Raw genomic sequence first — 13,111 nt, 5'->3', positions numbered from 1 at the left:
CAACGAACGTGAAAAAGGTGTGAATGCGGGCTGCTCCTAACTCAGGGATGGAGCTAATTTAAAGGAGATTTCATGGTACAATGAAAAAGATATGTCTTCTGGCAGGGGTGAAGCCATGAAACAAATGATCGTTCACATCGAACCGAAGCTGACCCAGATGGCGCTCTTGGAGGAAGGCAAGCTGGTGGAATTCGCTGCCGAGCGGAGCCAGGGGCACAGTCTGGTCGGGAGCTTTTACAAAGGGCGAGTCGTCAACGTATTGCCCGGCATGCAGGCCGCGTTTGTGGATATCGGCCAGAAAAAAAACGCCTTTTTATACGTGGACGACGTGCTGCATCCGCATTTGGAGAAGCAGCCGAAGGACAAGCCGAATATCGAATCGCTGCTGCGCGTCGGGCAGGAGATCGTCGTTCAGGTGATGAAGGAGCCGCTTGGCGGCAAAGGTCCAAGGGTGACGACGCACTATTCGCTTCCGGGCAGATGGATCGTGTATATGCCGCATGCGGATTATGTGGCCGTCTCCAAGAAGGTATACCGGGAGCATGACCGGAACCGGCTGAAGGTGCTGGGCGATTCCCTCCGGAGGAGCGGAGAGGGCGTCATCATGCGGACCGTCTCCGAGGATGAGCATCCGGATGCCATCGAAGGGGATTTGAACGCGCTGCGGGAGCGGTGGCTAAGCATTCAGGAGAAGGCTGACGCCTGCGCGGCACCGTGCCTGCTGCACCGGGATCTGAGCATCGTGCAGCGGTTTATCCGCGACGTGTTCGATCCGGAGCAGGACGAGCTCTGGATTGACAGCAGGCCGGAAGCGAGAGAAGCCGAGCTGTTTCTGGAGGAGATTGCCCACGGCGGACACCGGCCCGTTCGAATGCACCAGGGCCACGAGCACATTTTTAGGGCCCATGGCGTTCAAGAGCAGCTGGAGCGGGATTTTGCGCGCAGGGTGACGCTGGAGAGCGGAGGCACGATCGTGCTGGACCAGACCGAGGCGCTGACGGTGGTCGACGTCAATACGGCGAAATATACCGGTGGCGGCAATTTGGAAGAGACCGTCACGAAGACCAATCTGCAGGCGGCTGAAGAAATCGCCCGGCTGATCCGTCTCCGCGACATCGGCGGCATCATTATTGTCGATTTTATCGATATGGAAGAAGAGAAGAACCGGCAGGAGGTTGTCAACCGGCTGGAGGCGGGCATGAGCCGGGACCGGACCAAAAGCCATGTCGTCGGCTGGAGCAAGCTTGGCTTGCTGGAGCTTACGCGGAAGAAAGTAAGAGAGGACACGGCTGTCATGTTTTCCAAATCATGCGAAGTATGCGGCGGGACGGGGAAAATAAACCTTCTGAGCGCGCATTGACTTATGATGGACGGATATGTTAATATCTATGAGTATGTGTCCAGTATTTATTGCTTGTCACATGCTGTAACCGCTCCGGTCGGGTTTACAAGTGCCGCTGTTGAAGACGGCAGGCCACCTGGATTAGGCGAGTCTGAGACATGAGGAGGTGCAAGCAAATGTACGCAATTATCGAGACAGGCGGTAAACAATACAAAGTTCAAGAGGGCGACGTATTGTTCATCGAGAAGCTGAACGCAGCCGATGGCGAAAGTGTAACTTTCGACCGTGTATTGGCCGTATCCGGTGACAACGGTCTGGTGGCAGGAACTCCAGTCGTAGCCGGCGCATCCGTAACCGCTAAAGTTGAGAAGCATGGTAAGGGCCAGAAGGTTGTTGTATACAAATACAAGCCTAAGAAGAACTACCACAAGAAGCAAGGTCATCGTCAGCCATACACAAAAGTTACGATCGAGAAGATCCAAGCGTAAGAAGGTGCGCTAATTGATTAACGTACGGATATTACGCCGGGAAGACGGCAAGATTCGTGGCTTTGAAGTGAAGGGGCATGCGAACTACGCGAAGGCCGGAGAAGACATCGTATGCGCCGGAGTATCGGCGGTCACGGTGGGAACGGTCAATTCGGTGGAAGCATTAACTGGAACGGTCATGGACAGCAGAATGAACAACGGTTTTCTGAGCGCGGACGTTCCTTCGATGGAGGAATCAGGCGTGCACGACCAGGTTCAGTTGCTGCTGGAATCGATGGTGGTTATGCTGAATTCCATAGCAGAATCATACGGGAAGTATATTCAAATACAAGAAGTACATTACTAACAGAAGGAGGAGACAACATGTTAAAGCTGAATCTTCAATTGTTCGCTTCGAAAAAAGGTGTTGGTTCCACAAAGAACGGACGCGACAGCCAAGCGAAACGTCTCGGCGTTAAGCGTGCTGACGGCCAAACCGTTACTGGCGGAAGCATCTTGGTTCGCCAACGCGGAACGAAAATTCATCCTGGTACGAACGTGGGCATCGGCAAAGACGACACTCTGTTTGCTAAAGTGGACGGCGTTGTGAAATTCGAACGTTGGGGCCGCGACCGCAAGAAAGTGAGCGTTTATCCTGTGGATGTCGCTCCTGTAGCGGCAGCAGTAGAAGCTTAATTGTCTGCGAACGCAGAATGAACAAGAAGCCTCCGGCAATGCTTGCCGGGGGCTCTTTTTGAATTAAAGCATATTCTTGGGAGTCCCCCCTGCAAATCAGCTGATTATGCGTTGGAGCAAAAGCCCCACTTGGTGGGGTTATTTTGTAGGCCGTGTATTATTGATGAACATAACTGGACAATTATGGTATACTGGGCAATGATGTTAACTATCTCATGTGTGGGACGGGGACGGGGAGTGCTATGAAATTTGGGAAGAGCATAATGGCCGCTGCGGTCATTTCAATCGTGATTCCGTTAGTATTTATATACCGTGGCGGCTCGTGGATTTGGTACATGATCCTTCCGCTGTGGATATTAGCGGTGCTTTTTCTCGGATATGCGCAGATTCGCCGGAGTACTTCGCGTCATCATGATGCCGTAGTCCGCAGTCTGGAGCAAACGGCCATCCGGACGCTCAACCATCACCGCCATGACTGGATGAACGATTTGCAAATTTTGTATGGTTATATCAAGCTCGGAAAAAGTGATAAAGCGGTTCAATGTGTGGAAAGAATAAAGGAACAGATGGCTGTCGAAAGCAAAATAGCCAAGCTGGGCATTCCTTCGCTTATTTTCTACCTTCAGTCTTTTCGCAGTACCAGCAGCAATTTGGAGCTGGACGTTCACGTGGATGACCAGATGACGCTGATCAACAACCTCAGCCAGGAAGAAGGGGCAAATCTGGCCTTGGCCGTCATCCAAACGATCCGGGCATATCAATACAGCAGCAAGTCTTCGCGGGGCGAGTCCCGCAAACTGTTCCTGAGCCTTTATGAGGAAGGCTCGGAGTTGATCGTAAGATTTGAGGAAGAAGGTTCCCTTGGGGACCCGGAACTGCTTCGGCAGCAAATATATAATGTGGTACAAGGCAAGAAAATGAAAGCAGAGCAGATCGATCCGACTCAGGCTTCATTTGAATTGCGCGTGCCGTGTGGAGCATGAGGAAGGTGAAGTCATGTTTGTAGATAAAGCGAAAGTCTATGTCAAAGGCGGCGACGGCGGTGACGGCCTGGTGGCTTTCCGCCGGGAGAAATACGTGCCGGAAGGCGGACCTGCCGGCGGTGACGGCGGCAAGGGCGGAGATGTCATCTTCCGTGTGGACGAAGGTCTGCGCACGCTGATGGATTTCAGATACCAGCGCCATTTCAAAGCCAAACGCGGCGAGAAGGGCCGCAATAAGAGCCAGCATGGCGCAGGGGCGGATGACATGATCGTCCGCATTCCGCCGGGTACCGTGCTGATTGACGATGATACGGGCGAGGTCATTGCCGACTTGACGCGTCATGGACAGCAGGTGGTCGTTGCCAAAGGCGGCCGCGGCGGCAGAGGCAACATCCGTTTTGCCACCCCGAACAACCCGGCTCCCGAGCTCGCCGAGCACGGGGAGGAAGGCCAGGAACGGTATGTGGTGATGGAGCTGAAAGTGATGGCCGACGTCGGTCTGGTCGGCTTCCCGAGCGTAGGGAAGTCCACGCTCTTGTCGGTCGTTTCCGGTGCGAGACCGAAAATCGGGGCGTACCACTTTACGACAATTACGCCGAACCTCGGCGTCGTGGAGGTCTCGGAAGGCCGGAGCTTCGTCATGGCCGATCTGCCGGGATTGATCGAGGGTGCTCATGAAGGGGTCGGCCTCGGGCATGAGTTTCTCCGCCACGTGGAACGGACTCGCGTCATTATCCATGTGGTGGATATGGCGGGGTCCGAAGGCCGGGATCCATACGAGGACTGGGTCAAAATTAACGACGAGCTGAAGCTGTACAACGCCACCCTGGCCGAGCGGCCGCAAATCGTAGCAGCGAACAAAATGGATATGCCGGAAGCGGAAGACAACCTGGCCGAATTCCGTGAAAAGGTCGGCAAGGACAGACCTGACCTGGAGATCATGCCGATCTCCTCGCTGACCCGGCAGGGCGTTCAGGAGCTGCTCTACCGGGCGGCGGATTTGCTGGACCAGATTCCTGTGGAAGCCGCGCTGGAAGAAGTACCCGAAATCACTGAACGAAAAGTGTACAAGCTGGATAAGACCGAGGACAACTCGTTCACAATTACGAGAGACAACGAGGCTTATGTGGTCCACAGCGTCAAGATTGAGCGCCTGCTCAAACGCATGCAGATGAACTCGCATGAAGCGATTCTGAAACTTGCGCGGACGATGCGCCATATGGGGATCGACGATGAGCTTCGCAAACGCGGTGCCGCTGAGGGCACCATTGTGAGAATCGGCGATTTTGAATTCGAGTTTGTAGAAGGCAGCAGCTACTATTAAACATACAAGAACCGGACACCGTATATTTCGTATACGGGGTCCGGTTTTTTTGTTGCTGCACCTTCTGTTCTGACATTTTACGTTACATGGCGGGCATTTTTTTGTATGATGGAGATTAAAAAGGCGTCGGACTATTGACCGTCAGGCAAGGGTTCCTATATAATGTCCACTATATGAATACATCAGTCTTTGAGGAGAGGACGTTCGTGAAAGAACGCTATTATTTGGTCCGGGAAGACATTTTGCCGGAAGCCGTTGTCAAGACGATGCAGGTGAAACAGCTGCTAGCGGCCGGGGACGCGAAGACGGTTCATGAAGCCGTGGAACAAGTCGGGCTGAGCCGCAGCGCTTTTTATAAATACAAAGACGGAATCCACCTGATCAACCAGCTGGAGCGCGAGCGGATCGTGACGATTTCCATCGATATGGAGCACCGGGCGGGCATGCTGTCGAAAGTGCTGAGCACGGTGGCCGGTTATGGCGGAAACGTGCTGACGATCCACCAGAGCATTCCTTTGCAGGGGATGGCGAACGTGGTGATATCCGTCGAGGTGACGCGGCTTGGCGACGAGCTTGGGGACATGCTGGAAGGCATGCGCGACGTAGCGGGAGTCAAGCGGGCGAATTTGATCGGACAGGGGTAAGTCCGTGCCTGGTGTCACAGAAGACAAAGAATGTTATTTGGAGATTCACGGGAGGTATGAGAATGAAGCCGGTTAAAGTTGGATTGTTGGGTCTGGGCACGGTCGGTACGGGGGTCGTCAGGATCGTGGAAGGCCATCAGGAGGATTTGAGCAGCCAGGTGGGCTCTCCGGTCGTCATCGAAAGGATCGCGGTGAAGAACTCCGGGAAAACGCGCAGCGTGGCCGTTGATCAAGGCAAATTGACAGAAGATCCGTGGGATGTCATCCGTGACCCGGAAATCGACGTCATCGTCGAGGTGATGGGCGGCATTGATGAGACGAAGTCCTACATTTTGGAGGCGCTGGAGCGCGGCAAGCATATCGTCACGGCCAACAAAGACCTGATGGCGCTGCATGGAGCGGAGATTTTGGCCAAGGCTCAGGAGAAGCAGTGCGACGTTTTTTATGAGGCGAGTGTGGCGGGAGGCATTCCGATTATCCGGACGCTGATCGAAGGATTTTCTTCGGACCGCATCTTGAAGATCATGGGGATCGTGAACGGTACCACCAACTATATTTTGAGCAAAATGAGCCAGGAAGGCGCGTCCTATGAGGATGTGCTGGAAGAAGCGCAAAAATTGGGCTATGCCGAAGCCGACCCGACCTCCGATGTCGAAGGCTTGGACGCTGCCCGCAAGATGGCGATTCTGGGCACGCTCGGCTTCCGCTCCAACATCGAGCTGAAGGACGTCAGCGTGCGCGGCATCTCGCAGGTGACCAAGGAAGACATTACGTATGCCAAACGCCTTGGCTACGAAATGAAGCTGCTTGGCATAGCGGACCGGCAGGACGATCATTTCAGCATCAGCGTGCAGCCGACAATGGTGCGTAAAGGGCATCCGATCGCCGCTGTGAACGGCGTCTTCAATGCCGTATATGTGTACGGGGAAGCGGTCGGCGAGACGATGTTCTACGGCGCCGGCGCCGGCGAAATGCCGACGGCTACCTCCGTTGTGGCCGACCTGATGGCCGTCATCAAAAACCTTAGACTGGGCGTCAACGGCCTGAAAGCGATCGTTCCTTACAAGCCGAAGAAGCTGAAGACCGATGAACAGATCAGTTACAAAAACTTTATCCTGCTTCACGTTGACGACAAAGCCGGTGTTCTCGCCAAAATTACGCAGGTGTTCGCCGAATTCGGAGTCAGCCTGGAATCGGTCGTACAGCAGCCGAACGAGCACAATCCCGAAGCGGAGATCATCATCGTGACGCATCAAGCCAACAAAGCGAGCATGGATAAAGTGCTGCAGCATTTTGAAGGGCTGGACGTCATCCGCAGAATCAAGAGCGTATACCGGGTTGAGGGGTAACCCCGCCCATTCAAATAACTACCTCGAATACAGAAAAGGAGTTTTACGATGCCATACCAAGGTTTACTGCAAACGTACAAGGAATATTTACCCGTGAACGACAATACGCCTCTCCTGACGCTGAAGGAAGGCAACACCCCGCTGATCCGCGCCGAAAATTTGTCGGAGGAGCTTGGACTCGATCTTTATTTTAAATATGAAGGGCTGAATCCGACCGGTTCGTTCAAAGACCGCGGCATGGTCATGGCTGTTGCCAAGGCTATGGAGGAAGGCAGCCGTACGATCATGTGTGCTTCCACGGGCAACACCTCGGCTGCAGCGGCGGCCTACGCGGCGCGCGGCGGCTTGAACTGCATCGTTCTCATTCCGAACAACAACATTGCGCTCGGCAAGCTGGCACAGGCCATGATTTACGGTGCCAAGGTCATTGCCATTGAAGGCAACTTTGACCGGGCTCTGGAGATCGTGCGCGACATTACGGCCAAGCATCCGATCACGCTCGTAAACTCCGTCAACCCTTTCCGCATTGAAGGGCAAAAGACGGCCGCATTCGAAGTGGTGGACCAGCTGGGCAAAGCACCGGACGTGCTGGCCATTCCTGTAGGCAACGCAGGCAATATTTCCGCGTACTGGAAGGGCTTCAAGGAATACAACGCAGCCGGCAAAGCCTCCTCACTGCCGCGCATGGTCGGCTTCGAAGCCGAAGGCGCGATGGCCATCGTGAAGGGCGAGCCGATTCTCGAACCGGAAACGGTCGCAACCGCCATCCGGATCGGCAATCCGGCCAGCTGGAAGACCGCTGTTGCTGCGGCGGAGGAATCCAACGGTCAGATTAATTACGTCACTGACGATGAGATTCTGAGCGCATACCGCACCATTGCCGCACGTGAGGGCGTCTTTGCCGAGCCGGCTTCCGCCGCATCGGTAGCAGGGGTGTACAAGCTGAAGCGCGAAGGATTTTTCAAAGGTGGAGAGACGGTTGTCTGCGTCCTGACCGGGAACGGACTGAAGGACCCGAACGTGGCGCTGAAAACGGTCAACGCTGAGCCTATCGTCGTTCCGGATACGGAGGAAGCCGTTATGGAGGCGATCGCGAAGCTGGAAGAGGAGCGGGTATGATTCAGCCTGACGGGGTACGGGTGAAAATTCCTGCCAGTACCGCGAATCTCGGGCCGGGCTTTGACACGCTGGGCATGGCCTTGTCGCTGTACGCCTGGATCGAGATGAAGGAAGCGGAGCATACCGTATTTCATTTGTACGGAGACGAAATGCAGGGAATTCCCCGGGATAAAAGCAATCTATTGTATCAAGTCGCGCAGCAGGTGTTCGAGCGGGCGGGAGTTCAAGTGCCCGAGCTCGAAATATCCATGTATTCCGACATCCCCTTGACCCGTGGGCTGGGAAGCAGCGCCACGGCGATTGTCGGGGCATTGGCTGCGGCCAACGCACTCATCGGGTCACCGCTGAGCAAAGCGGAGTTGTTTGATATGGCCACAGGGATCGAGGACCATCCCGATAATGTCGGGGCTTCTCTGTATGGCGGCATCATTACGGCGATTTGGGACGGTGTTCATGCCGAATGCATCCGCTTCGATCCGCCTAAAGATCTGGAAGTGCTGGTCGTCGTCCCGGATTTTGAGCTGCAGACTTCGGAAGCCAGGAAAGTTTTGCCGGATCATATCAGCCGTAAGGATGCGGTGTATAATGTAAGTCGGGCCTCCTTTTTGGTCGGAGCGCTGGCCGGCGGCCGGTTGGACCTCATCGGAAAAGCGATGTCGGACCGTCTGCACCAGCCGTACCGGGCTCCCCTCATTCCGGGCATGACCCGGATTTTGGAGGAAGCGGGGAATCACGGCGCGCTTGGGGTGGCGCTGAGCGGTGCGGGTCCCACGCTGCTCGCTTTGGTGGACCGCCAACAATCCAGAAAGAACGAACTGGAAGCCTTCCTCCTGAATACGATGAGGGCTGAGGGCATCAACGCATCCGCCAAATGGCTGCTTCCCGACGTGGAAGGAGTCGTTGAGATTTCCGGGATGCCGTCCCGTTCATTTATGGATATGGTAAAGGGGAAGTAAGCGCATGAAACGAATTGCATTATTGCCGGAAGGGTCGGTGTCGCACGAGGCCGTCGCGTATTTGCTCGGGGATGAGCCGGTGGAGCTGGTCTATCATAAGCTGATTTCCGACGTGTTTTTGTCGACGGCTCAGGGAAAAACCGATTATAGCGTCATTCCGATCGAGAACACGATTGAGGGCTCGGTAAGCCTGCATATGGACTGGTTGGTGAATGAAGTCGACATTCCAATGCGGGTGGAGTGGGTCTATCCGTCGATCCAGAATTTGATCGGTGACCGCCAAGAGTTTATGTCCGAGGCAGGGGAGATCGATTACAGCCGGATAGAGAAAATTTTGTCTCATCCTGTAGCCACGGCCCAGTGCCAGCAGTTTATCCGCCAGCATGCTCCGCAGGCCGAGCTGATCAACGCAGGCAGCACAACCGAAGCCGTAGGCATCGTCAAAGCCAATCCGGGCAAAGGCTGGGCCGCCATCGGAACAACACTCGGAGCGGCTACTCACGGGCTCGACGTGCTGGCCAAACGCATTACCGATCATGACAACAATTTTACCCGGTTCGTACTGATCGGCCATGAGGAACTTCCGCCGCTCAACCGGCCGGTTGAACAGCAAAAAACGAGCGTGCTGGTGACGCTGCCCGAGGATTTTGCGGGAGCGCTGCATCAGGTGCTTGCAGCTTTTGCTTGGAGGCGTTTGAATTTGTCGCGGATTGAATCCAGACCAACCAAGAAAAAGCTGGGAAGCTATTACTTTTATATCGATGTGCTCGAATCCGTGGACTCGGTGCTGCTGACGGCGGCCTTCGGCGAGATCGAAGCGCTGGGCTGCCAGGTACGCGTGCTGGGATCTTACCCGAGCTTTACTTATCAGGATCAGGAACAAAATTCGGAGGTGCGGTAACAGATGTCAGAACAGTGGATTTACCTAGATGGAGAATTTGTAACGAAAGAAAACGCGAAAGTTTCGGTGTTTGATCACGGCTTCCTGTATGGGGACGGCATTTTTGAAGGAATCCGAATCTATGAGGGTAACATTTTCAAATGCAAAGAGCACTTGGACCGCCTGTATGATTCCGCCAAATCGATCGATTTGGTCATCCCGCTGTCCTTCGAGGAAATGCGCGACGCCATGGCGGAAACGATTCGCCGGAATGATATGCGCAACGGGTATATCCGTTTGATCGTATCGCGCGGTGTGGGGAACCTGGGCCTGGATCCTAGACGCTGCCCGAAGCCAACCGTTCTTATTATTGTGGAGCAGCTGGCGATTTATTCGGAGGAAGCCTATTTGAACGGACTGAGAGCGGTCTCGGTATCGCAGCGCCGCAACCTGCCTGATGCACTGAATCCGAAGATTAAGTCCCTGAACTACCTGAACAACATTTTGGTCAAAATCCAGTCGAACTTCGCGGAAGCAGACGAGGCGATCATGCTGAACGCGCAGGGTTATGTGACCGAAGGATCGGGCGACAACATTTTCCTCGTTAAAAACGGTGTCGTCTACACTCCTCCTTGCTACCTTGGAGCACTGGAAGGCATTACTCGCATGGCGATTATCGAGCTCTGTGAGAAGCTGGGCTACAAGCTGAAGGAAGAACCGTTCAGCATGCACGACGTGTACATTGCCGACGAAGTTTTCTTTACCGGAACCGCTGCCGAAGTCATCGCCGCCCGCGAAATCGACGGACGCGTCATCGGACAGGGACAGGCTGGACCGGTCACTTTGAAGCTTCTTGAAGAATTCCGGAAAATCGTTACGCAGGACGGCTACAAAGTTTGGGAATCCTGATTCCGACAGCCTTTTTATGACCTGTTTTTCTCTAAAATCCTTTCACGATCTTCTTCGTGGAAGGATTTTTTTGTCTAAAGGGATGTCATCCGCCTATCCCCTGCATAAGATGTAGTAACGAATGGAGGCGAACCCACGCCTACAAGAAGTTTAGGAGGTATTTGCCGCGTGAAAATACACATGGTCAAAAGTGGCGACACATTATATGAGCTTTCGAAAAAATACGGCGTTCCTTTGCAAAAAATTATCGACGCCAACCCGCAAATCTCCGATCCAAACCAGCTAACGGTCGGACAGAAAGTCAAAATTCCTGCGGAACCGATACAGGTTCCAAACAACGATCAAATCATCCATAAGCATGTCGTCAAGCAGGGAGACAGCCTTTGGAAATTGTCCAAAGCCTGGGGTGTGACGCTCAAGGATATGATCGACGCCAACCCGCAGCTCAAAAATCCGAACGCGCTCCTTGTGGGGGAAGTGGTCAACATACCTAAAGTCGGTGGCGTCACAGCAGAGAGTGTAGACGGGAATGCGAATGCCAAAACGATCCCCGGCAACAAAACATATACCGGTCCCAAAGAAGAACTGACGGCACCGATTGAGGAGAACGTGGAGCCGGAAGAGGCGGAAAAACCGAATAAAGAAGAGCTTACCGCGCCTATGGAAGAAAATAAGGAAGAAAACAATGCCCAGGTGCTGCCGCAGCAGCTTCCCGAGCTGCCGAACATACCGTCTCCACCCCCGCTCCCCAACCTGTCGATGAACCAGGAAATGCCGGAAATGACCTCGCCGAATTACACCTTTCCAAACGTGATGCCCATAGCGGAAAACCAGCCTAACATCATGCCTGCTGCCGAAAACCAGCCCAATGTGATGCCTATCATGGAGAACAAACCTAATATCATGCCTGCGGTGGAAAATCAACCGAACGTGATGCCGGCAGCCGAGAAGAAGCCGACCTACAGCAAAGAGACCATTTACAGCGAAGTTACGCATAACCTCTTTATTCAGTACCCGGGTCCCGTGCACGAAGTGGCTTCCTATCACGACATGCCGAATGCCGAGAACGCAAACCTGCAGCACGCCATGCAAGAAAACAAGCAGAAAACACCTTATTATCCGGGAATCGTTCAGGGTACCGAGTATGAACCGGGTCCCAACGCTTATCCGACAAGTGTGTCCCCTGCCTATGCGCCGCATTGGGAAAATCACGAGCATCCGGTCGCTTATGAGCCCATCCATGTGGGGCCGGCCCATTACCAGCCGAATGAGGCGTTTCCGCACAGTGTAGAGCCGGCGTTTTATCATCCGGTTCACGCTGGAATTGCGCCGTATAGTCCATGTGGGTGCCAAGGAGTGGTATCTTCGTATTCGGGAGTAGATCCGTTCTACGCTCAGCCTTATAGTGAGCCGATAGCAGCATATCCAAACGCGAATGCCATGTTTCCGAATACTCAAGTAAGTCCGGCAGCAGCCTATCCGAATCAAATGCCAATGGTATCTCCGGCCGAAGCTTATCCGAACCAAATGCCGATGGTATCTCCGGCCGAAGCTTATCCGAACCAAATGCCGATGGTATCTCCGGCGGAGGCTTATCCGAATCAAATGCCGATGGTATCCCCGGCAGCGGCCTATCCGAACCAAATGCCGATGGTATCTCCAGCCGAAGCTTATCCGAATCAAATGCCGATGGTATCTCCGGCAGCGGCCTATCCGAATCAAATGCCGATGGTATCTCCAGCCGAAGCTTATCCGAATTACGCACCGATGACTCATTATCCAGAAGTAGATCCGGCATACGCCTATCCGCATCATGCTTATCCCACTCCATATGATTGGTGCTACCCGTCACCTTATGGAATGGGGTTTCCCTCGACGCTGGGAGCCTATGATCATGCAGGGCCCAACGCCCCTTTTGTAGGGGCCGCCGAGAACGCGGCGTACTGGGACCGTAACCCGGCGCCTGCCTACCCAGCCCCGATTGGGGAAGAGGTGGCCCAAGCGACAGCTACCATCAATGAGGCGGCGGTCCATGAGACATCCGAGGTAGAGGAGTCTGAGCCTGCGGCTGATGAGACTGCATCCAAAAAGATCAGCGATCCGAAGGATAAAGCAAAGGTAAATAAATCGAAAGCTCCCGCCGCTAAAAAGGAAAGAAAAAGCACAGTTGCTGACAGACCGCGTAAAAACCCATGGATTAATGGATGATAGCAGGTCAATTTGAGCAGAAGCAGGCATTTCGAGGTGAACGCCGGAATGCCTGCTTTTAATTGAGTGAGGTTCGTATCACTGTAACCATTCTTTAGCAAGAGCATTTCCGCTTAATGGCGGTTTGAACTCTATGAATGCTGTATTAATTTTATAAAAGAACTAGTATGAATATATGAAAAAGATGCTTGAAATATGCTAGAATTTATTTTGTTGTGGGTAAAAGTATAGTAT

13 protein-coding genes and 1 other annotated feature are annotated in these 13,111 nt (G+C 53.8%); all 13 genes read left to right on the top strand.

The annotated features are described in order from the left end of the window. Positions 1–115 precede the first annotated feature (115 nt). The gene (locus ABIE48_RS22980) at positions 116–1,360 is read left to right on the top strand and encodes an Rne/Rng family ribonuclease (protein ID WP_076174413.1); all 1,245 of its coding nucleotides are present in this window, start codon (positions 116–118) and stop codon (positions 1,358–1,360) included. A 58-nt stretch (positions 1,361–1,418) separates the two neighbouring features. Further along, positions 1,419–1,505: a sequence feature (ribosomal protein L21 leader region), on the top strand. 13 nt (positions 1,506–1,518) lie between these two features. Next, positions 1,519–1,830, top strand: coding sequence for a 50S ribosomal protein L21 (rplU, locus tag ABIE48_RS22975; protein ID WP_076174416.1), 312 nt, complete (start codon positions 1,519–1,521; stop codon positions 1,828–1,830). Positions 1,831–1,843: 13 nt separating this feature from the next. Continuing rightward, the gene (locus tag ABIE48_RS22970) at positions 1,844–2,176 is read left to right on the top strand and encodes a ribosomal-processing cysteine protease Prp (RefSeq protein WP_192717244.1); all 333 of its coding nucleotides are present in this window, start codon (positions 1,844–1,846) and stop codon (positions 2,174–2,176) included. A gap of 17 nt (positions 2,177–2,193) precedes the next feature. Next, positions 2,194–2,505: a 50S ribosomal protein L27 gene (gene rpmA / locus ABIE48_RS22965; protein ID WP_076174421.1), complete on the top strand. Its 312-nt coding sequence runs from the start codon at positions 2,194–2,196 to the stop codon at positions 2,503–2,505. A gap of 242 nt (positions 2,506–2,747) precedes the next feature. After that, positions 2,748–3,488, top strand: coding sequence for a Spo0B domain-containing protein (locus tag ABIE48_RS22960; RefSeq protein ID WP_145029089.1), 741 nt, complete (start codon positions 2,748–2,750; stop codon positions 3,486–3,488). Between the two features lie 13 nt (positions 3,489–3,501). Further along, positions 3,502–4,812: a GTPase ObgE gene (gene obgE / locus ABIE48_RS22955; protein WP_192717243.1), complete on the top strand. Its 1,311-nt coding sequence runs from the start codon at positions 3,502–3,504 to the stop codon at positions 4,810–4,812. Between the two features lie 206 nt (positions 4,813–5,018). Then, positions 5,019–5,456, top strand: coding sequence for an ACT domain-containing protein (locus ABIE48_RS22950; RefSeq protein WP_076174428.1), 438 nt, complete (start codon positions 5,019–5,021; stop codon positions 5,454–5,456). A 62-nt stretch (positions 5,457–5,518) separates the two neighbouring features. After that, positions 5,519–6,805: a homoserine dehydrogenase gene (locus ABIE48_RS22945; protein WP_076174430.1), complete on the top strand. Its 1,287-nt coding sequence runs from the start codon at positions 5,519–5,521 to the stop codon at positions 6,803–6,805. Positions 6,806–6,853: 48 nt separating this feature from the next. After that, positions 6,854–7,924: a threonine synthase gene (thrC, locus tag ABIE48_RS22940; protein ID WP_192717242.1), complete on the top strand. Its 1,071-nt coding sequence runs from the start codon at positions 6,854–6,856 to the stop codon at positions 7,922–7,924. Next, on the top strand, positions 7,921–8,880 hold the full coding sequence (gene thrB, locus ABIE48_RS22935) for a homoserine kinase (RefSeq protein WP_192717241.1): 960 nt from the start codon (positions 7,921–7,923) through the stop codon (positions 8,878–8,880). The genes thrC and thrB overlap by 4 nt, the downstream gene beginning before the upstream one ends. A 4-nt stretch (positions 8,881–8,884) precedes the next feature. Further along, the gene (gene pheA / locus ABIE48_RS22930; RefSeq protein ID WP_145029081.1) at positions 8,885–9,781 is read left to right on the top strand and encodes a prephenate dehydratase; all 897 of its coding nucleotides are present in this window, start codon (positions 8,885–8,887) and stop codon (positions 9,779–9,781) included. Positions 9,782–9,784: 3 nt separating this feature from the next. After that, a complete protein-coding gene (ilvE, locus tag ABIE48_RS22925; protein ID WP_076174439.1) occupies positions 9,785–10,669 on the top strand; it encodes a branched-chain-amino-acid transaminase in 885 nt (294 codons plus the stop codon). Between the two features lie 168 nt (positions 10,670–10,837). Further along, entirely contained in the window at positions 10,838–12,877 is a 2,040-nt protein-coding gene (locus ABIE48_RS22920; RefSeq protein ID WP_192717240.1) for a LysM peptidoglycan-binding domain-containing protein, read from the top strand. Positions 12,878–13,111: the final 234 nt, after the last annotated feature.

The organism is Paenibacillus sp. OAE614 (genome assembly GCF_040546645.1).
GTDB classification, from domain to species: Bacteria; Bacillota; Bacilli; order Paenibacillales; family Paenibacillaceae; genus Paenibacillus_AQ; species Paenibacillus_AQ favisporus.
Note: the sequence above shows the minus strand (reverse complement) of the source record. Positions and strands in the feature narration are given on the sequence as shown.

Coding starts and splice junctions, on each gene's coding strand:
- ABIE48_RS22980 (WP_076174413.1), top strand. CDS start 116: ATGAAACAAATGATCGTTCACATCGAACCGAAGCTGACCCAGATGGCG.
- rplU (WP_076174416.1), top strand. CDS start 1,519: ATGTACGCAATTATCGAGACAGGCGGTAAACAATACAAAGTTCAAGAG.
- rpmA (WP_076174421.1), top strand. CDS start 2,194: ATGTTAAAGCTGAATCTTCAATTGTTCGCTTCGAAAAAAGGTGTTGGT.
- ABIE48_RS22960 (WP_145029089.1), top strand. CDS start 2,748: ATGAAATTTGGGAAGAGCATAATGGCCGCTGCGGTCATTTCAATCGTG.
- obgE (WP_192717243.1), top strand. CDS start 3,502: ATGTTTGTAGATAAAGCGAAAGTCTATGTCAAAGGCGGCGACGGCGGT.
- ABIE48_RS22945 (WP_076174430.1), top strand. CDS start 5,519: ATGAAGCCGGTTAAAGTTGGATTGTTGGGTCTGGGCACGGTCGGTACG.
- thrC (WP_192717242.1), top strand. CDS start 6,854: ATGCCATACCAAGGTTTACTGCAAACGTACAAGGAATATTTACCCGTG.
- thrB (WP_192717241.1), top strand. CDS start 7,921: ATGATTCAGCCTGACGGGGTACGGGTGAAAATTCCTGCCAGTACCGCG.
- pheA (WP_145029081.1), top strand. CDS start 8,885: ATGAAACGAATTGCATTATTGCCGGAAGGGTCGGTGTCGCACGAGGCC.
- ilvE (WP_076174439.1), top strand. CDS start 9,785: ATGTCAGAACAGTGGATTTACCTAGATGGAGAATTTGTAACGAAAGAA.